This is a genomic window from Acinetobacter sp. (genome assembly GCF_041919735.1).
GTDB lineage: Bacteria > Pseudomonadota > Gammaproteobacteria > Pseudomonadales > Moraxellaceae > Acinetobacter.
Genome location: NZ_JAYRTF010000002.1, coordinates 45,053 through 68,240, shown reverse-complemented (window position 1 = coordinate 68,240; position 23,188 = coordinate 45,053). Strand labels below are relative to the sequence as shown.

Here is a 23,188-nt window from a genome sequence, read left to right as displayed (position 1 = left end):
AAAGAATGCCTTCCATTTGCTTATGCATATAAAATTTAATGATTTATTTATCGAGATGCAGCAACAGCTTGACTCCCCTCAAGCTGCGCTGGATCAAAACTTGCTGATCGAACTGATCAACCGCATCCGCCCAGCGGACTCAAATAATACCGAAGAAATCCATCAAAACTTTCAAGCCTTTTACAGCGCGCTTTTACTGACGCCAGATGCCGCCTCCACCCTGCAAGGTTTTGTTTTAAAGCTGATCAGCGGCTATAAGCAAACCAGCCTGTATGCCGATACCGGCATTTTGTCCTTAGACGGTTTTTTAAATCAGTTTTTTCAGCGCCTCGGCGCGCACTTCCTGCCGTTGATCAATGATGCCAGCCAGCTGCAGGACCTGCTGCGTCAGGTTTTCCATCAGCGCAGCGACAAATACTGGCTGGATGACATTTCCGATTCAGAATGGCAAAAGCTGTTTCGCCTGTTTAATCAAGGCCACAGCAATCAAAATGAAAAGAAACAGATCCGCCGTGAATTGATTAAAGCCATTACCGTGCTGTCCTACCGGGTCAGCGGGATTGGCCTCTATCCTGAATTTATTAATGCGCATCCGGAACTGACGGAATATGAATCTCCGTTTCTGGTTCAAAACCGCGAAATCAATGACTTCATTCAGCAGTACAAACTGCTGCATCAGCATGCAGAAAAAATGAGCGCCGTCATACCGCCCGATGCCTCGCAGGCGCTGGTGATGCTGGATCAATGCCGTGAAGTAGTGCTGAAGATCCGCAGGGCGACCAAGCGCAGCGGCGTCAGCGTCAGCCTGACCTATCTGCTGTCTTTGCTGGAACAATGCTTGGACCGCATTGAAATTCTGCTGAATTTGATTGTTGAAGAAGATGATGTGCGCTACAGCTCGATTGGCACACTGCTGGTTGACGTGACGGATGCACTGTACAGCGAACGCAGCGTGCGCTCCTTGCTGGCCGCAAACAGTGAGTTAATAGCGCTGCAAGTGACTGAAAATGCCAGCAAAACTGGCGAACACTACGTCAGCAGCGACAAAAAAGGCTTTATTGACATGTATAAGGCCGCCGCTGGCGCTGGGGTTATTATCGCCTTCATGGGCAGCCTGAAGATCCTGACGGCCCGCCTCGTTTTAGCGCCCCTGATGCAGGCATTTTTATTCAGCATGAACTATTCCTTAGGCTTTATGCTGATTCATGTGCTGCACTTTACCGTCGCGACGAAACAGCCGGCCATGACCGCGGCGGCTTTGGCGTCTACGGTTCAGCACCGCAAAGGCTCCAAGAATGCGCAAATTGCCGAATTGGCTGCGCTGATTATCAATATTATACGCACCCAGTTCATTGCTATTTTAGGCAATATCTCGATTGCCATTCCCACAGCAGCCTTAATTACTTATTTTTGGCAAAAGGCGATGGATGAACCGCTGCTGGATCATTCGAAAGCCTCTCACCTGCTGCACAGCTTAGATCCTTTTACCTCATTGGCGATACCGCATGCGGCCATTGCCGGCGTCTGCCTGTTTTTATCCGGCCTGCTGGCAGGCTATTTTGACAATATGGCCATTTACCGCAAAGTCGGGCCGCGCTTAAAAGCGCACCCCGCACTGAAACGCTGGATGGGGCAAGAGCGCTTAAACACTTTTGCGGCTTATATTGAGCGGAATTTAGGCGCGCTGGCAGGTAACTTCTTATTCGGCATTATGCTGGGAAGCATGGGAACCCTCGGCTATATTCTGGGCCTGCCGCTGGATATCCGCCATATTGCCTTTGCCTCGGCCAATTTTATTCAGGGGCTGATGTGCATTAACGGCGGGCCTGAAATTGGCCTAATCATTGTGTCTTTTCTGGGAGTCTTGTGTATTGGCCTGACCAACTTGTTTGTCAGCTTTACCTTGACTATTATTGTCGCGCTGCGCGCGCGCCGAGTGCGCTTTGAACAATGGAAGCCGTTAGCGAAATTAGTGCTGACGCATTTCCTGACCCGGCCGAGCGACTTTTTCTGGCCGCCGAAGCAGCCGCTGGAGATTCATGAAAGCGCGCAATCGCAGAAACAGAATCATTAAGGAAATTGTTAATTTATATTATCGGATGTTAAAAAAATCCAAAAAAGAAATTAGCATAATTTACACACACTTGAAATAAAGTGTACTGATGAGTACACTTTACAGTCTAATTTTATCCGGGCCCGTTCCGTGTAAAATAACAAGGATTCAAGCATGCCAAAACGATTGCTTTTCCTGGGCTTTTTATTGTTAATAATCAGTATTTTGATGCTAAAACTGCCGGCGCTTTCAGTTTTTGACTTGGACGCCGTGCAATGGATGCACCAGCATAGAACACTGTTTTTCAATCAATTGGCCATAGGACTTTCTGCAGCTGGCGGCATGCCATGTGTATTATTTTTTACCGCGCTATGGTGTTTGCACCAAGCATGGTATAAAAAATATTCAAACACTGTTTTTATCAGTATAGGTATCATCGGAAGTATATGCATCGCATGGATGCTGAAGTATTTCGTCTCTAGACCGCGTCCACCTGAAATGTATTTCTTAGTGAAAACTTATGGAGATTCATTTCCAAGTGGGCATAGCCTTTATGCAGCTGCTCTAGGCTGTTTGGCGATGTACGTGTCCCTGCAGCATTCAAGGCATAAACTGATCTGCCTGTCAGCAAGCATATGGATCTTGCTGATGGGCGTTTCAAGAGTTTATGCCGGCGCGCATTTTCCTTCCGATGTCCTTTCTGGCTGGAGCATAAGTTTTATTTGGATCACGCTGCTGTATTGGTTTATGAAAAGATATCAGCAGCCTAAATAAATAATTTTAGAGAAAAATCTCATTGAGGTGAAAGAATGATGTCTGCAAAGCTTTGGGCTCCTGCCCTGACTGCTTGCGCATTAGCGACAAGTATTGCACTTGTCGGTTGCAGTAAAGATCCAAAAGATGCGCAGCAAGCTGGCGCCGCTCAGCAAATGCCGCCTACGGAAGTTGGCGTCATTGTGGCTCAGCCGCAAAGCGTTGAGCAGTCTGTCGAACTTTCTGGCCGTACAACAGCATATGAAATTTCAGAAGTCCGCCCGCAAACCAGCGGCGTCGTGCTGAAACGTTTATTTGCTGAAGGCAGCTATGTGCGTGAAGGCCAAGCGCTTTACGAAATCGACTCTAGCACCAACCGTGCAAATGTTGATAATGCCCGCGCTGCGATTGCCAGCGCTGAAGCGAATTTAAATGTTCTTCGCATTAAAGAAGGCCGTTACCGCCAGCTGGTCGGTACAAATGCGATTTCAAAACAAGAATTTGACGATATCGTCGCGCAGGTAAAACTGGCTGAAGCCACACTGAATGCCAACAAGGCGACATTGAAAAATGCGCAAATCAATTTAGGCTATTCTACAGTGCGCGCGCCGATTTCAGGCCAAACCAACCGTTCTACAGTGACTGCAGGCGCGCTGGTTACCGCAAGCCAAGCTGATCCATTAGTGACTATTCAGCGCTTGGATCCAATCTATGTGGATATCAATCAATCCAGCGCAGAATTGCTTCGCTTGCGCCAGCAGCTGAGCAAAGGCTCTTTGGACAGCAGCAACAATACCAAAGTGAAACTGATGCTTGAAGACGGCAGCGAGTATCCGCAAGAAGGCCGTTTGGCATTCTCTGATGCAAGCGTCAATCCGGATACAGGCACTGTGACAGTTCGCGCAGTCTTCGCTAACCCGAATCACCTGCTGCTGCCAGGCATGTTCGCCAATGCGAAAATCGTGCAAGGCATCATTCCAAATGCGTACCTGATTCCTCAAATCGCCGTGACCCGCACGCCAACTGGCCAAGCGATGGCGATGCTGGTGAATGCCAAAGGCGCGGTTGAACCTCGCCCAGTGACCACTGCAGGCATTCAAGGCAAAGACTGGATCGTTACTCAGGGCTTAAACCCAGGTGATAAAGTGATTGTCGACGGCATTGCGAAGGTCAAGCCTGAACAGCAAGTTACTGCAAAACCATATCAGCCTCAAGCTGCAGCTCCGCAAGGCGCTCCAGGTGCAGCCGGCCAAGCTAAACCATCTGCTCCAGCTGCCGCGAAGGCTGAACAAAAAGCTACTTCAAATTCATAAGGGGTAGACTGAATGGCTCAATTTTTTATCCATCGCCCAATTTTTGCTTGGGTGATCGCACTGGTCATTATGCTGGCGGGGGTTCTCACGCTGACAAAAATGCCGATTGCGCAGTATCCGACCATTGCTCCGCCAACGGTAACGATTTCTGCAACATATCCAGGTGCATCTGCAGCGACAGTTGAAAACACTGTCACCCAGATCATTGAACAGCAAATGAACGGCCTTGACGGCTTGCGCTATATTTCTTCAAACAGTGCAGGCAACGGTCAGGCTTCTATTCAGCTGAACTTTAACCAAGGCGTCGATCCTGATATCGCGCAGGTTCAAGTACAGAACAAATTGCAGTCTGCAACAGCGCTTTTGCCTGAAGACGTACAGCGTCAAGGCGTTAAAGTGACCAAGTCTGGCGCAAGCTTCCTGCAAGTTATTGCGTTTTATGCGCCAGAAGGCAAATTGTCTGCAGAAGACATTAAAGACTATGTCAACTCAAACATTTCTGAACCGTTAAGCCGTGTTGCCGGTGTCGGTGAAGTGCAAGTATTTGGCGGCTCATATGCGATGCGCATTTGGATGGATCCATCTAAAATGTCTAGCCTGCAAGTGACGCCAAGCGATATTGCTGCCGCATTAAGAACACAGAATGCTCAGGTTGCTGTCGGTCAATTGGGCGGCGCGCCATCTGTACAAGGTCAAGTGCTGAACGCGACTGTGAATGCGCAAAGCCTGCTGAACACACCTGAAGAATTTAAAAATATCTTCCTGAAAAATACAGCCAACGGCGCCCAAGTCCGCTTAGGTGACGTTGCCCGTGTTGAATTAGGTGCAGATAACTATCAGTTTGACTCTAAATTTAACGGCAAGCCTGCTGGCGGTGTTGCAATTAAACTGGCAACCGGCGCCAATGCCTTAGATACTGCAGATGCAGTTGAAGCGCGTTTAAAAGAACTGCGTCCAAACTACCCTGCCGGCATGCAAGACAAACTCGCCTTTGATACAACGCCATTCATTAAGCTTTCGATTGAAAGCGTAGTGCATACGCTGGTTGAAGCGGTCATTCTTGTATTCCTGGTTATGTTCCTCTTCCTGCAAAACTGGCGCGCGACCATTATTCCAACCATGGCGGTACCGGTTGTTGTATTAGGCACATTTGCGGTTATTAATGTATTTGGCTTCTCTATCAACACTTTAACCATGTTCGCCATGGTGCTCGCCATTGGCCTTCTGGTCGATGACGCCATTGTTGTTGTGGAAAACGTCGAACGTATTATGGCGGAAGAGCATCTCGACCCTGTGCAGGCCACTGAAATCTCGATGAAGCAGATTTCTGGCGCATTGGTCGGTATTACGTCCGTACTGTCTGCGGTATTCGTACCGATGGCATTCATGAGCGGCACCACAGGGGTAATTTACCGCCAGTTCTCAATCACGCTGGTCACAGCAATGATTCTGTCCTTGATTGTGGCGCTGACCTTTACTCCTGCGCTTTGTGCGACCATTCTGAAACAGCATGATCCAAATAAAGCGCCAAGCAACAGTTTGCCTGCGCGTTTCTTCCGCTGGTTTAACGAATCTTTCGATAAAGTGGCTGGAAAATACCAAAACGGCGTAAACCGCATGACGCATCACAAACTGTTTTCAGGTGTGCTGTATGGTGCTGTGATTGTGCTTTTAGGCGTTCTGTTCACTAAGCTTCCGTCATCGTTCCTTCCGGAAGAAGACCAAGGTGTAGTCATGGCCCTCGTTCAATTGCCGCCAAATGCGACATTAGAACGTACAGACAAAACCATCAGCGCCATGAACGACTACTTCCTGAATAAAGAAAAAGACTACGTAGAATCCGTATTCAGCGTATCTGGTTTCTCATTTACAGGTGTCGGTCAAAATGCGGGCTTAGCGTTCATTAAACTGCGTGACTGGAAAGACCGTACGACAGCTGAAGCTAAAGTAGGCGCAATTATTCAGCGCGGCATGGCATTGAACATGATCGTGAAAGATGCGTCTTACATTATGCCGTTGCAGCTTCCTGCTATGCCTGAATTAGGTGTGACAGCCGGCTTTAACTTGCAATTGAAAGATGCAAGCGGCAATGGCCATGATCAGCTTCTTGCGGCGCGTAATGCCATCTTAGGCATGGCGGCTCAAGACAAGCGCTTAGTCGGCGTGCGTCCAAACGGTCAGGAAGATACACCGCAGTACAAAATCATTGTGGACCAAGCGCAAGCTGGCGCAATGGGTGTCAGCGTCTCTGAGATCAATACCACCATGGGTATGGCTTGGGGCGGTTCGTACATCAACGACTTCGTTGACCGCGGCCGCGTGAAAAAAGTGTATGTGCAAGGCGAAGCCAATGCCCGCATGATGCCTGAAGACCTGAACAAATGGTATGTCCGCAACAATCAAGGCACCATGGTACCGTTCTCTGCATTTGCTACTGGCGAATGGACTTACGGTTCACCTCGACTTGAGCGCTATAACGGCATTTCATCGATGAACATTCAAGGTACACCTGCCCCTGGCGTCAGCTCGGGTGATGCGATGCAAGCAATGGAAGAAATCGTTGCTAAACTTCCTTCAATGGGCTTGACTGGCTTTGACTATGAATGGACAGGCCTGTCACTGGAAGAACGCGAGTCTGGCGCGCAAGCACCATTCTTATATGCGCTTTCACTGCTGATCGTCTTCCTATGCTTGGCGGCTTTATATGAAAGCTGGTCAATTCCATTCTCTGTACTTTTGGTTGTGCCTTTAGGTGTTGTTGGTGCAGTTGCATTAACCTTCCTTGGCATGGTTCTGCTTAAAGATCCAAACCTTTCGAATAACATTTACTTCCAAGTCGCGATCGTTGCAGTCATTGGTTTGGCTGCCAAAAACGCGATTTTGATTGTAGAATTTGCGAAAGAACTTCAGGAAAAAGGTGAAGAGCTGTTTGACGCAACAATGCATGCGGCAAAAATGCGTTTGCGTCCAATCATTATGACGACGCTGGCCTTTGGTTTTGGTGTACTTCCGCTTGCGTTAGCATCTGGCGCCGGCGCAGGCAGCCAGCACTCTGTAGGCTACGGCGTACTGGGCGGCGTAATCAGCTCAACTTTCTTAGGCATCTTCTTTATCCCTGTGTTCTACGTATGGATTCGAAGCATCTTTAAGTACAAACCAAAACAACAAAATAATCAGGAGCACACATCGTGATGCAAAATATATGGTCTATTGCAGGTCGTAGCATTGCGGTTTCTTCACTTGCGCTTGCTTTGGCTGCCTGCCAAAGCATGCGCGGTCCAGAACCGGCTGCTCAGGCGAATATCCCGCAAGGCTATACTGCGGGCACGTCTGGCACTTCAGCTGCGGCGCAAGGCTACAAAGACTTCTTTGCTGACCAGCGTTTGGTTCAAGTACTGGATTTGGCTTTAGCCAATAACCGCGACCTGCGCACAGCTGCATTGAACATTCAGCGCGCGCAGCAGCAGTACCAAATTACGGAAAACAACCAGCTGCCAACCATTGGCGCCAGCGGCAGCGTGCTGCGTCAAGATACGCTGACCTCTAAACCGATGACAACCTATAACGTCGGTTTAGGTGTGACGGCTTATGAACTGGATTTGTGGGGCCGTGTCCGCAGCCTAAAAGACAATGCTCTGGACAGCTATCTGGCCACTTCCAGCGCGCGTGACGCTACGCAAATTGCACTGATTGGCCAAGTAGCGCAAGCTTGGCTCAGCTATTCATTTGCCAATGCAAATTTAAAACTGGCTGACCAGACCTTAAAAACCCAGCTTGAATCTTACAATCTGAACAAAAAACGCTTTGATGTCGGCATCGACAGTGAAGTACCTGTCCGTCAGGCGCAAATCTCTGTAGAAACTGCGCGCAGCGATGTTTCAAATTACAAGACTCAAGTTGCACAAGCGCAAAACCTGCTGAACCTTTTGGTTGGCGAACAAGTTCCAAACAGCCTGCTGCCTAACCAGCGCGTAACCCGCATTGCCTCAACCGGCACAATCGGTTCCGGCTTGCCTAGCGACTTGCTGAACAACCGTCCTGATGTGCGCGCTGCAGAATACAAACTGTCTGCTGCCGGCGCAAACATTGGCGCGGCCAAAGCACGCATGTTCCCAACCATCAGCTTGACTGGCACTGCAGGCTATGCCTCTACAGATCTAAGTGATTTGTTCAAATCAGGCAGTTTTGTATGGGGCCTGGGTCCAAGCATCGATATTCCAATCTTTGACTGGGGCACACGTAAAGCCAATATCAAAATTTCTGAAACTGATCAGCAAATTGCACTGTCTGATTATGAGAAATCAATTCAGTCTGCATTCCGTGAAGTGAATGATGCATTGGCTGTACGTCAAAACATTGGCGACCGTATTTCTGCACAGCGCCGCTTAGTCGACGCGACCAATACCACGTACAAACTGTCCAATGCACGCTTCCGTGCCGGTATTGACAGCTACTTGACTGTATTGGATGCACAGCGCACTTCTTATGCTGCAGAACAAGGCCTGCTGCTGCTTGAACAAGCGAACTTGAACAACCAAGTTGAACTGTACAAGTCTTTAGGCGGCGGCATCAAAGCCAACACTGGCGATGCGGTGCAAGAACAGCCTTCTACAGCTGAACGCAAAGCGGATGCTGCAAAATAAACTCATGATGAAATAAGCCTATGGCTGAATAAGCTCATGGCTTAAAAATCCTTCAAAAAAGCTCACTTCGGTGGGCTTTTTTATTGCTGTAAAAAGCGGAAATCAAAATGAAAATATTGCTTTTTCAAGCCAACTTTCCTATCTTCGACTGATCTTTTTTCTTATTGATAACTAAAAATGCTTTTAAGTAACTTAGAATCTGTACCTGGCCACACGATTACCCAGCAGCTCGACGTGGTATACGGCAGCACGGTACGCAGCAAGCATGTCGGCCGTGACTTTATGGCGGGCCTGAAAAACATTGTCGGCGGTGAACTCAAAGGCTATACCGAACTGCTGGAAGAATCCCGTCAGGAAGCCATGAGCCGGATGATTGATAAAGCGCGGAGCCTTGGTGCAAATGCCGTGGTCGGCATCCGTTTTTCCACTTCGAATATTGCGCAGGGCGCATCTGAACTGTTTGTGTATGGCACGGCGGTACGGGTAGAAGCCAACGCGCCAAAATTGGCTGATCCCTTCCCTGCACAAGGCTAAAACCATGGATGCATTTCTTTTTAAGATTCTCATCTTTGTGATTTTGTTTGCGGTGGGCTGGACTTTTGGCCGTCATGCAGAGCGCAAGCATTTGAACGAATTGGAAGCACAGGAAAAGCGTTTAGCCTACATCCGCATTGATAATAACCGCTTTAAAACCAGTGAACATCCAGGGCAGCTGGTATCCAGCAATGTGGTGATCTCGCATGACTATTTTAAATATGTGATTGCCAATATTCAGAACTTTTTTGGCGGGCGTCTGACCAGTTATGAAAGCGTGGTCGAGCGCGCGCGCCGTGAAGCCGTAGTCCGCTTAAAGCTGGAAGCGGAAAAGATGGGTGCAACGCAGATTATGGGATTGCGTTTAAGTACAACTGAACTCGGGATGCAAGGCGGCATGATCGAAGTGTTTGCTTATGGCACGGCGATTCAGGATTAAGTAAATTGAGGAAGTTTGAATCTCCTCAAATCCCCCTCCCCCCCTAAATCCCCCTAAATCCCCCTTTTCCAAAGGGGGACTTGCCATGTATTTCATTGGCTTTCAAGAAGCATAGCTCCTCCCTTTTTAAAGGTGAGCATCCTCGAAATATATTTCGATGCACAAGGGAGGGATTATATCTTCATAAATATTCCCTCACCCCAACCCTCTCCCAAAGGGAGAGGGAGCATCATATGATTTTATAGATATTTGAATTAAATAATGGAAATTCCCTCTCCTTTCAGGAGAGGGTTAGGGAGAGGTACTTTTTTAATCTCATATATCAATAAAAACCTATTTCACTTTTGCTTTGCGAATCATTTTATACAGCGTGCTTGGCGATAAACGCGCCATCCATGTGCCCAGCACTTCTTTGCTGCCGCCCACGACTATATATTCATCGCCTTTCAATAACGCTTTCACAGCTATTTTTGCAAATTCATCCGCTTCCAGCCCATTTTCAATGGCTTCATCTTGATGGCCTTGCGCCTTGCCCGCGCCATTCAAGGCATTAAAAGACACATTGGTTTTGACAAAACCGGGGAAAATCACCGAAACATCAATGCCTTGATCCGCCACCTCTGCGCGCAGGCTGTTGGCCCACATATGAATGGCGGCTTTGGCAGCCGAATAAGACGCACGGTACTGCGTGCCCAGCAAGCCCGCAACACTTGAGACAAAGGCAATACGCCCTGATTTTTGCTCAAGGAATGTTGGCAGCACGGTTTTGGTTAAAAACACTTGCGAGAAATAATCCACTTCCATCAAGGCGCGTTCTGTCTGCATGGTGGTATCCGCAATAAGCGCACGCTGGCTCAAGCCAGCATTGTTAATCAGCCAGTCAATACGGCCTTTGCATTTTAAAACCTGCGCATAGGCTTGGCGAACTTGGCTTTCATCGGTAATGTCCGCAGGAATAGAAATATGCTGATCTGGATGAAGCAAACTGACACGGACTTTTTCCAGCTCTTCAAAACGCCGCGCAGTCAAGATCACTTGCGCGCCCTGCAATGCGCATTCTTGCGCCAAAGCTTTTCCCAAACCGGATGAAGCGCCTGTAATCCACACGATTTTTCCGTTTAAATCATCCAGTTTCGCCATGATGCATTCCTTATGAAATCATTGCATTATTCAAAGTTTACAGCGCTTATTTTAAACCTTTTTTTATTTCTGCTCATTATTCAAAAAAACCAAAAAGTGCTCAAAGTAGCCGCTCATCGAATTGGCGTCATAGACTTTTCCTAATTTATCAAAACGCTTATAGCCCAGCTGCGTGGTCACATGAATCACGCCATTTAAGGTTTTATCTACAACAACATTGAATTTCAGCATTTTTTTCGGCTCACGGATTAAATGCGTCACCCCTTGATCAACCACCTCAGTAAACGCTTTCAGCGCTGGCGATACAAAGGCATTGTTGCCGTCCCTCATTTTGCCGACATGGCTCAGCAGCTCATTGGCCAAGGAATAATCCACAGGATAGGTCATATAGAACTGTCCTTCTTTCTCCACCGTTAATTCACGCAGATAATTCACCATCGGCACAAGACGGTCATTGCCGAAAAAAGAGACCGACCATGGCATATATTTGCGTGTCGTCTCAATAATGTGCTGAATAATTTTTTCTGATTCCCCGTCGCCGGATTTGGACATTTTGGCAATATCGCCAAAAACCTGGTCGATAATTTCACAAGCGATATCCGCTAAATTTTCACCGAGGGGCTTCGCTAAATTTGCGCTGTCCCCCTGATTGAGCCGCTGATGCAGGTCTTCAAAACGCCGATGGGTTTCTGGCTGTATTTTTAGTGAAATATTATAAGTCATTCAGCGGCTCCTCTTTTTTAAATTATGGCGGCTGCGAATTTTGCGCTTCAATCATGACATTATCATAAAACCATCAAAAAATACTGCCAACTGCGACACATTTTTTATAATTCAGCGCCGCTGCCGCTTTTCGCTGCGCCTGATTTTATTTTCACGGTCTTTGCCTTCAAGCTATCTGCCTAAAGCAGATATTTTTTTGCTACAATAGATGCAATTTTTTATTCACTTTCGATCTGTTTTCACTATGACTGATTCTGCGCAAAATATTGCTACGACCTACGATCCTACCGAGATCGAGAAAAAATGGTACAAGACTTGGGAAGAGAACGGCTACTTCAAGCCATCTCAGAAAGGCGATTCATTCTGTATCATGATTCCGCCACCAAACGTCACCGGTAGTTTGCACATGGGTCATGGTTTCAACAATGCCATCATGGATGCCTTGACGCGTTACAACCGTATGTCTGGCAAAAACACCTTATGGCAACCAGGTACTGACCATGCCGGTATTGCAACGCAAATGGTTGTAGAGCGTCAGCTCGGTGCAGAAGGCATCAGCCGTCATGACCTTGGCCGTGAAAAATTCATCGAAAAAGTCTGGGAATGGAAAGAACAGTCTGGCGGCACAATTACCCGTCAAATCCGTCGCCTCGGCTCATCTGTAGACTGGTCACGTGAACGCTTTACCATGGATGATGGTTTATCAAACGCAGTTAAAGAAGTGTTTGTAAAACTGCACGAAGAAGGTTTGATCTATCGTGGTAAACGTCTTGTTAACTGGGATCCAAAACTGCAAACTGCCCTGTCTGACTTAGAAGTTGAGTCAGATAAAGAAGAACAAGGTTCACTGTGGCACTTCAAATATTTCTTTGAAGATAAATCACTGCGTACGCATGACGGTAAAGATTACATCGTGGTCGCGACTACGCGTCCTGAGACATTGCTCGGTGATACTGCAGTTGCAGTTGCACCAGATGATGAACGCTACGAACATCTTGTGGGTAAAAACATTGTATTGCCAATCACCGGCCGTACTGTTGCGATTGTTAAAGATGAATACGTCGAAAAAGAATTCGGTACAGGCTGTGTAAAAATCACTCCTGCACACGACTTCAATGACTATGAAGTAGGTAAACGCTGCGAATTGCCAATCATCAACATTTTCAATAAAAATGCTGAAGTATTGGCTGAGTTTGAATATATCGCAAAAGCGGGTGAACAAATTTCTAAAACCATTCCTGCACCTGCGGACTACATTGGTTTAGAACGTTTTGCTGCACGTAAAAAATTGGTTGAGCAAGCTGAAGCTGAAGGCTGGTTAGATCAAATCCAACCGTATACCTTGAAACCGCCTCGCGGCGACCGTTCAGGTGTGGTCGTTGAACCACTTTTAACAGACCAATGGTATGTGAAAATTGCACCATTGGCTGAGCCTGCAATCAAAGCGGTAAAAGACGGCGAGATCAAATTTGTACCTGAGCAATACAGCAATATGTACATGGCTTGGATGAACAACATTCAAGACTGGTGTATTTCACGTCAATTGTGGTGGGGTCACCGCATTCCGGCTTGGTATGACAAAGACGGCAATGTATTTGTAGGCCGTGACGAAGCGGAAGTTCGTGCTAAACACAATATCCCTGCTGATGTTCAATTGGATCAAGACGAAGACGTACTGGATACATGGTTCTCATCTGGTCTTTGGACATTCTCAACATTGGGCTGGACTGGCGACGCGGCAAAAGATAAAGAAAACTATTTCTTAAATACCTTCCACCCGACTGATGTACTTGTCACTGGTTTTGACATCATCTTCTTCTGGGTTGCTCGCATGATCATGATGACCATGCACTTCATGAAAAATGAAGACGGCACACCGCAAGTTCCGTTCAAAACTGTGTATGTACACGGTTTGGTACGTGATGGCGAAGGTCAGAAGATGTCGAAGTCTAAGGGTAACGTGCTTGACCCATTAGATTTGATTGACGGTGTTGATCTTGAAACTTTAGTACAAAAACGTACAACAGGTTTGATGAACCCGAAACAAGCGTCGAAAATTGAAAAATCAACGCGTAAAGAATTCCCAGAAGGTATTCAATCTTACGGTACAGATGCGGTTCGCTTTACCTTCTGTGCACTTGCCAATACAGGCCGTGACATTAAATTCGACATGAAACGTGTTGAAGGCTACCGTAACTTTGCCAACAAAATCTGGAACGCAACGCGTTTCGTGATGATGAACATTGAAGGTCAACCTGTAGGTCAAGAAGTTCGTCAAGACCTTTGGGAATTGCCTGAACAATGGATCGTGAGCCGTCTGCAAAAAGCTGAACTTGCTGTGCAGCAAGCTTTTGCAACGTATCGTTTGGACTTGGCTGCGCAAGCAATTTACGAGTTCATTTGGAATGAATACTGTGACTGGTATGTCGAGCTGACTAAGCCTGTTCTGAATGATGAAAATGTTTCTGAAGAGCGTAAAGCGGAAGTTCGCCGTGTATTGCTTGCGGTAATGGAAGCATCTTTACGTTTGGCTCATCCGCTGATGCCTTACTTGACTGAAGAAATTTGGCAAACCCTTGCACCGAAACTTGGCATTGCTGGCGAAACCATTATGTTGGCGCAGTACCCTATTGCTGAGCAAGCGTTAGTGAATGAGCAAGCTGAAGCAGATATGCAATGGCTGCAAGGTTTGATTGGTGCGGTACGTAACATCCGTGGTGAGATGGGTCTAGGTAATGCTCGCTTGTTGCCTGTTCTTCTTCAAAACACGACGGATGCTGAAAAAGCGCAGATCACACGTATTGAAGCGTTGTTTAAAGCTCTGGCGAAAGTTGAGAGCATTACTTTCTTGGCTGATGCTGAGCAACCACCATTGTCTTCATCGAGTGTTGTCGGTCACGTGTCTGTATTCGTTCCAATGAAGGGCTTAATTGACCCTAAAGCGGAATTGGGTCGTCTACAAAAAGACCTAGACAAGGTTCAAAAACAGCATGACCAAATTACCACTAAACTGGGTAATGAAGGTTTCGTAGCGAAAGCGCCTGCGGCTGTGGTTGAAGGCGAGAAAGTGAAGCTTGCTGAGTTTGCTGACCAGTTAGCGAAGATTAAAGCAAATATGGAGCAAATTGCAGCGCTTTAATGTGTTGATGATTTAATCTAATTCGTAGTATAAAGGGCTGATTATTCAGCCCTTTATTTTTATAAGAAGATATATATGAATTCCAAGAGTATAGAAGAATATGATTTTGATAATCCAAATCGAATAACAATTTCTGCATCATTTGGAATCACTTCAAACCGAGCTAAAACCGTTTCAACAACAGTCGATGTACCAATAAAGAAAACTCAAACATTAAGTAAAACTGTTGCTATACCAATCAAAAAAGCTAGATCAGTTATTTCTGTAAATACAATTATTTCAAATTTAGAAAGATTAGCATCAAGCTTTGGAATTAATATCAAGGAAAATCAGAATGTTGTTGAATTAGAAGATATCGATCTAGGTGATATAGAAAAACTGCTTGAATTTGCAAATGACCCCATTTTTTCAACGGAGGGTGCAAACTTAAAGGAAGCATATTTTAAATTTCAAAATTCTGATGGAACCTACACACATAAGTCATTTATCGTTGAAACAGTACGGGTAAGTGACGAAGTAAAAGTTGAACCAAATTTATCTCCTACAACTTCAACAGATAATTTACAAAAATTATTACGTGTGATGCTTGTCCTATTAGCATTGTTTAATAACTCAGAATTGGGCAAAACGGCAAAGGATATTAGTACAGGTCTTTTTGCTTCGATTTTATATGACTATGGGGTAAAGCCCTATATTGAAAATTTAAAGCCTGATACTCAAAAGCAATCAGATATCTCTAACATAGAAAGTCTTAGAAAATTCCTTACGAATAAGAGAGTTACTAAACATAGAACTGACTTATTTGAATCCCCACAGTTAAAAAGTTCCATTATTGAAAACTTGCCTCCAGGTACTATGCTTACCTTTGTACCCGATAAAACTATTCCTAAATCTTGGTTAAAAGTGAAAATTACTTTAGATCAAAGTGACGTTGAAGGTTACGTTTTAAGACGATATACAGCACAAATCAGATAACCCTCACCCCAGCCCTCTCCCATAGGGAGAGGGAGCAACCCTTTGTGAATTCCACTGTTGTTTGATACTCAATGAAAATTCCCTCTCCTCTTAGGAGAGGGTTAGGGAGAGGTACTTTTCAATTCAAAGCATTTTTTCCACAAATCATCCAACACCAAATCCATCCGCCCCAACACATCAAGATTCCAATATCGCACCACAGTTAAACCCAAAGCATCTAAAAACTTTGTGCGTTCACCATCATATTCAATCGCATCATCTGTGCCATGCTGGCTACCATCCAACTCAATCACCAAACCAATTTCATGACAGTAAAAATCCACAATATAAGGTTTGATCACATGCTGACGGCGGAATTTAAGATTCATAAAACGCTTGGCACGAAGAATTTGCCACATGAGGTGTTCTGCATCGGTAGCGGTGTGGCGCATAGATTTGGCGAAGATAAGGAGTTTGGGGTCGAGCTTCTTGTTCATTTGGGATTTAATTTTTATTATTTCCTTTAGATTATCAAATTTTATAACCTCTCCCTAGCCCTCTCCTAAAAGGAGAGGGAACGTTCATTATTAAATTACTTGATGGTATCTAATCAAATGTAACTCCCTCTCCCTTTGGGAGAGGGCTGGGGTGAGGGAAACTAAAGAACTTGATGCCCCAACAGCATCTCCAGCCCACTCTCTTTCCCCATATAGCCCAGCCGTTGCTTTTCCACTTTTACTTGCTGTTTTAAAGCCGAAGTGTCTGCATCTATCTGCTTATACAAGTCCTCAATTTTCAGCTTGCCTTTCGACTTCTGCACGGTAATTTTGGCACTTTCAGACCAGACCAAAGCATCAATCAAATCATTTATTTGGCTCTGCAGTTTCTGACACTGCGCATCTAGCGCCATTTTATAAAACTTGACCTGTTCAGCGCTTAAACTCTTTTGCACACTGCTTTGACTCGACTCAACTTGCAACTGCAATTTCAGTAAATAAAATAAATCCTGCTGTTCATAGGCCTCATTGGCCCGTTGGAACAATTCAGTTTTCTCTAATTTTTTAGCTTCATCAGGCTCACGGTCAGGGTGAATGCTGGCGGCAATTTTCAAATACACCGTTTTTAGCGACTGCTCTACTAACTTCTCGGCTTGTTCACGTTTTTCTTGCTGGCGTTTCTGTTTGGCTTGTTCGCGTGCTTGGCTGTACTGCCCAGTGTTCCAATCGCTACTCTCCCATTGTGCATTTTCCCAATCCTCTGTTGCATCTATTTCACTGTCATCATACAAAGCGTCATTCACGCTTGAATGTTCTGTATCTGAGGAATTTTTCTTTTTGCTTTTTTTATTCTGTGCATATTCAGCCGTTTGCTGATAATACACATATAGATCATCCACTTTTTGCAGCTGCTGCGGATTCAGCAGTTTTGAAGCTTTCAGCATCTTGGCTAGAGCATGAATTTTATTTTCTAACTGTGCGGTATCGGCTTTATTAAACTCATATTGACTGAGGCTATTCCACAGCTGTTCTAATTGCTTAAACAGCACTTCATGCAGTGCTGCATATACAGGCATAAAATGCTTGCGGCTATAGAGCTGAATTTCCGATTGTGCATTTTCCCATGCCGCCAAGTCCCGTTTCAGCTGTTCAATTTGATCAATTAAACGGTTGAGCTTTTTATCAGGGGTAGAAAGCTCAATATTCGGCTGAATCGTGGTTTTTAAATCGAATGACATCAGAAAATATGCGCAAAAAGAATCATTATAAAGGATGCGCCATCAAAGCGGGAGGAAGCTACCATGCCATCAAGCAGCGTTCAAAGACCGCAGCGATAAGCTGCTCTAATGCTGTTCTTTTAAAATCCCCCTGAAGTTGATGCTTTTACATTCAACATCAACATTTGTTACCATAGCGCCACCCAATAATAATAATTTCTGATATTCCCTTATGACCGATCATTTAAGAGCCAAATTTGAAAATATAGAATTGAATGCTGGACTGGGCAAAATCAGCGCGTTCATCTCGATGACGCTCAGCCTGCTTTGCCTATTTGGCGCATTGTGCTTTTTATTTCCCAGTGTATTGACCACACCCGAACTGCGTCCGCTCTACAGCAAACATTATGATCTGTTTTATTTCAGCCTCATGGCTGGCATTGTCATTAGTGCGGGCTTTGGTGCATTCAGCGCCATTGTCCGGCAAAACCGCTACGGTTTTTATGGCCTCTGCATGGCGCTTGCTGCGGCGGTTCTCGGCTGCGGTGTAATTCAAGCGCCTGTGCTGCCAAGCGTGCCCTTTTATGCAGGCTTTGATTATTTTGTGCTGACCTTGGTCATTTTGGCGTTGGTGTTTATTCCGCTGGAAGGTTTTTTTGCGAAGAATCCGCAGCAAAAGCTGTTACGGGCTGGCTGGATTACCGACATGAAATATTTCATGTTCAGCCACATTGGCATTCAGCTGTTCAGCTTTTTAACCGTGATGCCTATTCAATACTGGATCACTCATCTGCCGAGCAATCCGATTGTGCCGTGGGTGCAGGCTCAACCGATTTGGCTGCAGTTTATAGAACTGCTGATTGTGGTAGATTTGACCACTTACTGGCTGCACCGCGCCATGCATGAGGTGAATTTCCTCTGGCGCTTTCATGCGATTCATCATTCGACTGAACATATGGATTGGCTGGCATCGTCGCGGCTGCATATTGTTGAAGTGCTGATGACCCGCTTTATTGCCACCCTGCCGATTTTCCTTTTAGGCTTTCACACCTCTGCAGTGTTTGCCTATCTGATTTTTATTTCGTTTCACGCGATTTTCATCCATTCCAATGTGCGTTTCCGTTTTCCTTATCTGCGCTGGCTGATTGCCACACCGGAATTTCATCACTGGCATCATTCTTCAGAAAAGCCCGCCATTGACAAAAACTATGCGGCCTTCATTCCGCTGTATGATGTGATGTTTAAAAGCGTCTATATGCCGGATCATCTGGCCAGCGTGTACGGCACAGTGGGCTATAAAATTCCCAACAGTTTTGTAAAGCAGTTTACCTGGCCCTTTAAAAAATACCTAAACCGCTTTAAAAAGCGCTTTGGCAGCCCGAAAGATCCGTCTTAACGCCCTGTTTTTTGCAGTTGATTTTTAGATGCTGCAGCTTTTGAACCCAGCATTTGCGCCATGCAGATGCTTTTCATTTCCCCTCTCAAGACATGTACAGCGCTATGTTTGGTCAATTCACCGCGCCCAAGTACATCATGATAAGCCTGCCCGCGTTCTGCATTCATATAGGCAGCCATCTAAAAAGCAGCATCAACCCATCCAGCGCAAAAATTTTTATAAGTTTTATTATTAACTTAGAGCAAGAAAACTTAAAAGCAATGCTCCTTTCAGGCAGTCGAGTGCATTGATCTTTTGTCTAAGCTGAAGCATTGCCGGCCTACGTATGGCACACATTGTGCTGTACTTTCCTCATATTTCCCTGCCAGAAAAACTTTTTAAATCCTAAACAGTTACCGTTAACAATTCGTAAAAAAATTTGCTTGAGCAATCCTTCAAATCTCGCTTAAGATGAATTCTGGTGTATTTTTTATACATAAAACAAAAACATCTGTTGCACCTATTTGATGGAATGATTCCATCGGCAACTAAAGCAATTGATGAACATGCAATAAAAAGGAGTTTTGCCAATGATCTATAAACGCACCATGACTTCCCTGTTCTGCGCCAGCGCACTGATGCTCGGTCTCAGCGCCTGCAGCGACAATAAAGCGCCATCTTCAGAAAAACCTGCCGGCGGTGAGGCTGCGGCTTCAGATTCGGGCACTTTAGATAAAATTAAAAAATCCGGCACGATTGTCTTAGGCTACCGCGACTCATCCATTCCATTTTCATATATTGCGGACAATCCAAATCAGCCGGTCGGCTATGCGCACGATTTGCAGATGCAAGTTGTTGATGCGGTGAAAAAGAAATCGGATATGCCGGATCTGAAAATCCGCTATAACCTGGTGACCAGTCAAAACCGCATTCCGCTGGTGTCGAATGGCACCGTTGATTTGGAATGCGGCTCAACCACAAATAACAAAGAGCGCCAGCAGCAAGTTGCTTTCTCGACAGGCTTCTTTGAAGTCGGTTCCCGCTTGCTCACCGCAAAAGACTCCGGCATTAAAGATTTTGCCGACTTAAAAGGCAAAAAATTAGTCACCACTGCCGGCACAACTTCTGAACGCTACATCCGCCAGCATGAAAAAGAGCTCGGCATTGGCGAAGTCATTTCTGCCAAAGACCATGCAGAATCATTCCTGATGCTGCAAAACGGCCGCGCGGCTGCCTTTATGATGGATGATATTTTGCTTGCCGGCGAAAAATCCAAAGCCAAAGATCCGAATAAATGGGAAATCGTCGGCACTGCGCCGATTCATGAAATTTACGGATGCATGATGCGCAAAGGCGATACCGGCTTTAAGCAAGTCGTGGATGATGCAATTAAAGCCACGTACAGCTCTGGCGAAATCAATGCCATGTATAAAAAATGGTTCCAGTCGCCAATTCCGCCTAAAAATATCAACCTCAACTTCCCAATGTCAGATCAGCTGAAAGCCTTGATCAGCAATCCGCATGACCGTGACGAATAACTATCCCTAACCATTCAAAATATGCTTAAGCCAAAAGGAGTTTGGCTTAAGCTAAATAAAGGGGGTTTCTATGAATTATAGCTGGAATTGGGGTGTGCTCTTCCAATCCACAGGTGTGGGAGATTCCACTTACCTGGGCTGGGTTTTAATTGGCTTAGGCTGGCTGTTTGTGATTGCGCTGGTGGCGTGGAGCATTGCGATGGTGCTCGGCAGCATTCTGGGCATCATGCGCACCTTGCCTAGCCCGATTGCCCGCGGCATTGGCACAGCCTATGTGACCATCTTCCGAAATGTGCCCTTATTGATTCAATTGTTTATTTGGTTCTATGTGGTCCCGAATTTTCTGCCGGCGCCAATCAAAACTTGGTGGATGAATGATCTGGGAGCCAATACGACAGCGCTCATTTCCGCCAGTGTCGGCCTAGGCTTATTTACCGCAGCGCGGGTCTGCGAACAGGTGCGCACCGGCATTGAAGCGTTGCCTCTGGGTCAAACCAATGCAGGCTATGCCATGGGTTTCAGCACGGCGCAGCTGTACCGCTACGTGATTTTGCCGCAGTCGTTCCGCACCATTTTGCCGCCGCTCAGCTCTGAGCTGACCAACTGCGTCAAAAACACCTCGGTAGCGTCTCTGGTGGGGGTAGCAGAAATTATTTCGCAGATGAAAACCATCAGTGAATACACGCAAAATACCATCGAAATTTATACCTATGTCACCATTATTTTCATGGTCATCAATGTATGCCTGATCGGCGTTATGACCTATCTGGAAAAGCGCCTGCGTGTTCCGGGCTTAATTGCAGGAGATAAATAATGGATTGGCTGACTTCATTTGTTCAAGATTTGGAACTGTCCGGCCCTGCGCTCTGGCATGGCTTCAGCATTACGCTGAAAGTGGTGATTGCGGCGACCATCGGCGGGGTGTTCATTGGCACGCTGCTGGCGCTGATGCGCCTGTCATCCATCAAAGTATTCAATCTCTTTGCCAAAGGCTATGTGAACCTCTTCCGTTCTATTCCTTTGCTGCTGGTGCTGATGTGGTTCTACTTTGCTGTGCCGTTCATCTACACCGGCATTACCGGCAATTACCTGACCATCGACACTGCGCTGGTATCGAGCATTGTGGCCTTTATGCTGTTTGAGGCTGCGTATTTTTCAGAAATTGTCCGCGCCGGCATTCAATCAATTCCCAAAGGGCAAACGGCTGCCGCCTATGCGCTGGGCATGAGCTACGGCCAAGCCATGCGCTTGATTATTTTGCCGCAGGCTTTTCGCAAAATGACGCCTTTGCTGCTGCAGCAAACCATTATCCTGTTTCAGGATTCCACCATGGTTTATGCCATTGGCCTTTTGGACTTTTTCCGCACCAACTACGTCCGCGGCGACTTAATGTCTCTCTTGACGCAATACATTCTTTTCGCAGGCTTGGTGTACTTCACTATTAGTATGATCGCAACGTATGCAGTTAAAAAATTACAACGGAGGTTAAGTGTATGACAGATCAAAAAACGATGATTGACCTCCAAAATGTCAGTAAATGGTATAAAGATTTTCAGGTGCTCACCGATTGCACCACGCAAATTAAGCAAGGTGAAGTGGTCGTGGTCTGCGGGCCTTCAGGTTCAGGCAAATCGACCCTGATCAAAACCGTCAACGGGCTGGAGCCTTTTCAATCCGGCACTATTTTAGTCGATGGCGTTTCAATCAATGATCCGAAAACCGACCTCAATAAACTGCGCAGCCGTGTCGGCATGGTGTTTCAGCACTTTGAATTGTTTCCGCATTTATCGATTACCGAAAATCTGACTATTGCGCAAATCAAAGTTTTAGGCCGTTCAGAAGCCGATGCTAAGAAAAAAGGCTTGGCCTATTTAGATCGTGTAGGCCTAAGCGCGCATGCCAGCAAGTTCCCGGCTCAATTGTCTGGCGGCCAGCAGCAGCGTGTGGCGATTGCCCGCGCGCTGAGCATGGACCCGATTGCCATGCTGTTTGATGAACCGACCTCGGCCCTTGACCCTGAAATGATCAATGAAGTGCTGGATGTGATGGTCGGCTTAGCCAAAGAAGGTATGACCATGATGTGCGTCACCCATGAAATGGGCTTTGCGCGCCAAGTGGCCAACCGGGTGATTTTTATGGATCAGGGGAAAATTGTTGAGGATTGCACCAAAGATGAATTCTTTGATACCCCGCGCGGCGAACGCGCGCAGCAGTTCCTCAATAAAATTTTGCATTGATCCTGCACCCTCACACAGAAAATGCGCGCCATGCAGTTAACTGACTGACAGCAATGGAAAAAAAGCAGATCACTTGGTCTGCTTTTTTATTTGGATCGCGCAATGCGTGATTAAATCACTCATCTTCTCTTTATTGGGCATCCAGCAGTTTTCAATTAATCCGTTCTGAATCAAGATCAGCCAGCTATGCGTTTCAGCTGGTTTTGCAAAATTAAGCTCCAGCTGTTCAGCGCTTTGCTTGCATTGCCCTTTTCAAACATCAAAGCAACAACAAACACGCTGCACAGAAGAATATTCAGCGGCATGCCCTGCCAAATAAATCAGCAAAAAGACGGTCAGGCTCTTATAGGCATGAGCATGGGAAAATTCTTAAAATTGATTCACTTGTCCTTGCTGATCAAGCGGGCCAAACTGCTCAGCCAAGGACAGAATCCAAACACTCAATGCTGTGAAATTTTATATCTCCGCCAATGGATTTCAGTACGTACTGCAAACCTTGCTTTATTGCAGTGCGTTTTATGCTTTGCATGCGCTGAGTGTCAGATTTTTTTCATCTTAAACCGTTTATTGAAATAGGAAACAAGCATGCACCTTTGCAAATCATTCAAAGTTAATTCACTATTTTCATAAAAA

The 23,188-nt window shown here is 46.0% G+C and carries 19 protein-coding genes; 14 read left to right on the top strand and 5 right to left on the bottom strand.

Going from position 1 to position 23,188, the window contains the following annotated elements:
- Nucleotides 1-22 precede the first annotated feature (22 nt).
- The 7 genes from ACE3T3_RS01405 (at nt 23) to ACE3T3_RS01375 (ending at nt 9,735) form a co-directional block, all read left to right on the top strand.
- The gene (locus ACE3T3_RS01405; RefSeq protein WP_374663350.1) at nt 23-2,074 is read left to right on the top strand and encodes a site-specific recombinase; all 2,052 of its coding nucleotides are present in this window, start codon (nt 23-25) and stop codon (nt 2,072-2,074) included.
- A 153-nt stretch (nt 2,075-2,227) separates the two neighbouring features.
- Nucleotides 2,228-2,827, top strand: coding sequence for a phosphatase PAP2 family protein (locus tag ACE3T3_RS01400; RefSeq protein ID WP_374663348.1), 600 nt, complete (start codon nt 2,228-2,230; stop codon nt 2,825-2,827).
- A 35-nt stretch (nt 2,828-2,862) separates the two neighbouring features.
- The gene (locus ACE3T3_RS01395) at nt 2,863-4,119 is read left to right on the top strand and encodes an efflux RND transporter periplasmic adaptor subunit (protein ID WP_374663346.1); all 1,257 of its coding nucleotides are present in this window, start codon (nt 2,863-2,865) and stop codon (nt 4,117-4,119) included.
- Nucleotides 4,120-4,131: 12 nt separating this feature from the next.
- On the top strand, nt 4,132-7,311 hold the full coding sequence (locus ACE3T3_RS01390; RefSeq protein ID WP_374663344.1) for an efflux RND transporter permease subunit: 3,180 nt from the start codon (nt 4,132-4,134) through the stop codon (nt 7,309-7,311).
- Complete coding sequence (gene adeK, locus ACE3T3_RS01385; protein WP_374663634.1) at nt 7,311-8,762, top strand: multidrug efflux RND transporter AdeIJK outer membrane channel subunit AdeK; 1,452 nt, start codon at nt 7,311-7,313, stop codon at nt 8,760-8,762. The genes ACE3T3_RS01390 and adeK overlap by 1 nt, the downstream gene beginning before the upstream one ends.
- A 177-nt stretch (nt 8,763-8,939) precedes the next feature.
- Nucleotides 8,940-9,296 (top strand): YbjQ family protein, encoded by a 357-nt coding sequence (locus tag ACE3T3_RS01380; RefSeq protein ID WP_374663342.1) that lies wholly within the window; start codon nt 8,940-8,942, stop codon nt 9,294-9,296.
- 4 nt (nt 9,297-9,300) lie between these two features.
- Nucleotides 9,301-9,735, top strand: coding sequence for a YbjQ family protein (locus ACE3T3_RS01375; RefSeq protein ID WP_374663340.1), 435 nt, complete (start codon nt 9,301-9,303; stop codon nt 9,733-9,735).
- 333 nt (nt 9,736-10,068) lie between these two features.
- Here ACE3T3_RS01375 and ACE3T3_RS01370 read toward each other — a convergent pair whose 3' ends face one another.
- Nucleotides 10,069-10,875 carry an SDR family NAD(P)-dependent oxidoreductase gene (locus tag ACE3T3_RS01370; protein WP_374663338.1) on the bottom strand — a complete coding sequence of 269 codons (807 nt, stop codon included), beginning with the start codon at nt 10,873-10,875 and terminating at the stop codon, nt 10,069-10,071.
- A gap of 63 nt (nt 10,876-10,938) precedes the next feature.
- Nucleotides 10,939-11,598, bottom strand: coding sequence for a hypothetical protein (locus tag ACE3T3_RS01365; protein ID WP_374663337.1), 660 nt, complete (start codon nt 11,596-11,598; stop codon nt 10,939-10,941).
- Between the two features lie 244 nt (nt 11,599-11,842).
- Between ACE3T3_RS01365 and ACE3T3_RS01360 the strand changes: the two genes are divergently transcribed.
- Nucleotides 11,843-14,737, top strand: coding sequence for a valine--tRNA ligase (locus tag ACE3T3_RS01360; RefSeq protein ID WP_374663336.1), 2,895 nt, complete (start codon nt 11,843-11,845; stop codon nt 14,735-14,737).
- Between the two features lie 75 nt (nt 14,738-14,812).
- Nucleotides 14,813-15,712: a hypothetical protein gene (locus ACE3T3_RS01355; protein ID WP_374663334.1), complete on the top strand. Its 900-nt coding sequence runs from the start codon at nt 14,813-14,815 to the stop codon at nt 15,710-15,712.
- A gap of 101 nt (nt 15,713-15,813) precedes the next feature.
- Here ACE3T3_RS01355 and ACE3T3_RS01350 read toward each other — a convergent pair whose 3' ends face one another.
- Together ACE3T3_RS01350 and ACE3T3_RS01345 are read right to left on the bottom strand one after the other, a co-directional pair.
- Nucleotides 15,814-16,188: an endonuclease domain-containing protein gene (locus ACE3T3_RS01350; RefSeq protein WP_374663332.1), complete on the bottom strand. Its 375-nt coding sequence runs from the start codon at nt 16,186-16,188 to the stop codon at nt 15,814-15,816.
- Nucleotides 16,189-16,349: 161 nt separating this feature from the next.
- Nucleotides 16,350-17,426: a molecular chaperone DnaJ gene (locus ACE3T3_RS01345; protein ID WP_374663330.1), complete on the bottom strand. Its 1,077-nt coding sequence runs from the start codon at nt 17,424-17,426 to the stop codon at nt 16,350-16,352.
- A gap of 211 nt (nt 17,427-17,637) precedes the next feature.
- Here ACE3T3_RS01345 and ACE3T3_RS01340 point away from each other — a divergent pair, with 211 nt between their 5' ends.
- Nucleotides 17,638-18,801 carry a sterol desaturase family protein gene (locus tag ACE3T3_RS01340; protein WP_374663328.1) on the top strand — a complete coding sequence of 388 codons (1,164 nt, stop codon included), beginning with the start codon at nt 17,638-17,640 and terminating at the stop codon, nt 18,799-18,801.
- On the opposite strand, the gene ACE3T3_RS01335 is transcribed toward ACE3T3_RS01340, so the two are convergent.
- Entirely contained in the window at nt 18,798-18,980 is a 183-nt protein-coding gene (locus ACE3T3_RS01335; RefSeq protein ID WP_374663326.1) for a hypothetical protein, read from the bottom strand. The genes ACE3T3_RS01340 and ACE3T3_RS01335 overlap by 4 nt on opposite strands.
- A 390-nt stretch (nt 18,981-19,370) precedes the next feature.
- On the opposite strand from ACE3T3_RS01335, the gene ACE3T3_RS01330 reads away from it, so the two are divergent.
- The 4 genes from ACE3T3_RS01330 to ACE3T3_RS01315 all read left to right on the top strand — a co-directional run bounded on the left by ACE3T3_RS01330 (nt 19,371) and on the right by ACE3T3_RS01315 (nt 22,555).
- Nucleotides 19,371-20,318, top strand: a complete 948-nt coding sequence (locus ACE3T3_RS01330) for a transporter substrate-binding domain-containing protein (RefSeq protein WP_374663324.1) — start codon at nt 19,371-19,373, stop codon at nt 20,316-20,318.
- 70 nt (nt 20,319-20,388) lie between these two features.
- The gene (locus ACE3T3_RS01325) at nt 20,389-21,132 is read left to right on the top strand and encodes an amino acid ABC transporter permease (protein ID WP_374663322.1); all 744 of its coding nucleotides are present in this window, start codon (nt 20,389-20,391) and stop codon (nt 21,130-21,132) included.
- The gene (locus tag ACE3T3_RS01320; RefSeq protein ID WP_374663320.1) at nt 21,132-21,815 is read left to right on the top strand and encodes an ABC transporter permease subunit; all 684 of its coding nucleotides are present in this window, start codon (nt 21,132-21,134) and stop codon (nt 21,813-21,815) included. The genes ACE3T3_RS01325 and ACE3T3_RS01320 overlap by 1 nt, the downstream gene beginning before the upstream one ends.
- Nucleotides 21,816-21,829: 14 nt before the next feature.
- A complete protein-coding gene (locus tag ACE3T3_RS01315; RefSeq protein WP_374663632.1) occupies nt 21,830-22,555 on the top strand; it encodes an amino acid ABC transporter ATP-binding protein in 726 nt (241 codons plus the stop codon).
- Nucleotides 22,556-23,188 lie beyond the last annotated feature (633 nt).

Coding starts and splice junctions, on each gene's coding strand:
- ACE3T3_RS01405 (WP_374663350.1), top strand. CDS start 23: ATGCATATAAAATTTAATGATTTATTTATCGAGATGCAGCAACAGCTT.
- ACE3T3_RS01400 (WP_374663348.1), top strand. CDS start 2,228: ATGCCAAAACGATTGCTTTTCCTGGGCTTTTTATTGTTAATAATCAGT.
- ACE3T3_RS01395 (WP_374663346.1), top strand. CDS start 2,863: ATGATGTCTGCAAAGCTTTGGGCTCCTGCCCTGACTGCTTGCGCATTA.
- ACE3T3_RS01390 (WP_374663344.1), top strand. CDS start 4,132: ATGGCTCAATTTTTTATCCATCGCCCAATTTTTGCTTGGGTGATCGCA.
- adeK (WP_374663634.1), top strand. CDS start 7,311: ATGCAAAATATATGGTCTATTGCAGGTCGTAGCATTGCGGTTTCTTCA.
- ACE3T3_RS01380 (WP_374663342.1), top strand. CDS start 8,940: ATGCTTTTAAGTAACTTAGAATCTGTACCTGGCCACACGATTACCCAG.
- ACE3T3_RS01375 (WP_374663340.1), top strand. CDS start 9,301: ATGGATGCATTTCTTTTTAAGATTCTCATCTTTGTGATTTTGTTTGCG.
- ACE3T3_RS01370 (WP_374663338.1), bottom strand. CDS start 10,875: ATGGCGAAACTGGATGATTTAAACGGAAAAATCGTGTGGATTACAGGC.
- ACE3T3_RS01365 (WP_374663337.1), bottom strand. CDS start 11,598: ATGACTTATAATATTTCACTAAAAATACAGCCAGAAACCCATCGGCGT.
- ACE3T3_RS01360 (WP_374663336.1), top strand. CDS start 11,843: ATGACTGATTCTGCGCAAAATATTGCTACGACCTACGATCCTACCGAG.
- ACE3T3_RS01355 (WP_374663334.1), top strand. CDS start 14,813: ATGAATTCCAAGAGTATAGAAGAATATGATTTTGATAATCCAAATCGA.
- ACE3T3_RS01350 (WP_374663332.1), bottom strand. CDS start 16,188: ATGAACAAGAAGCTCGACCCCAAACTCCTTATCTTCGCCAAATCTATG.
- ACE3T3_RS01345 (WP_374663330.1), bottom strand. CDS start 17,426: ATGTCATTCGATTTAAAAACCACGATTCAGCCGAATATTGAGCTTTCT.
- ACE3T3_RS01340 (WP_374663328.1), top strand. CDS start 17,638: ATGACCGATCATTTAAGAGCCAAATTTGAAAATATAGAATTGAATGCT.
- ACE3T3_RS01335 (WP_374663326.1), bottom strand. CDS start 18,980: ATGGCTGCCTATATGAATGCAGAACGCGGGCAGGCTTATCATGATGTA.
- ACE3T3_RS01330 (WP_374663324.1), top strand. CDS start 19,371: ATGATCTATAAACGCACCATGACTTCCCTGTTCTGCGCCAGCGCACTG.
- ACE3T3_RS01325 (WP_374663322.1), top strand. CDS start 20,389: ATGAATTATAGCTGGAATTGGGGTGTGCTCTTCCAATCCACAGGTGTG.
- ACE3T3_RS01320 (WP_374663320.1), top strand. CDS start 21,132: ATGGATTGGCTGACTTCATTTGTTCAAGATTTGGAACTGTCCGGCCCT.
- ACE3T3_RS01315 (WP_374663632.1), top strand. CDS start 21,830: ATGATTGACCTCCAAAATGTCAGTAAATGGTATAAAGATTTTCAGGTG.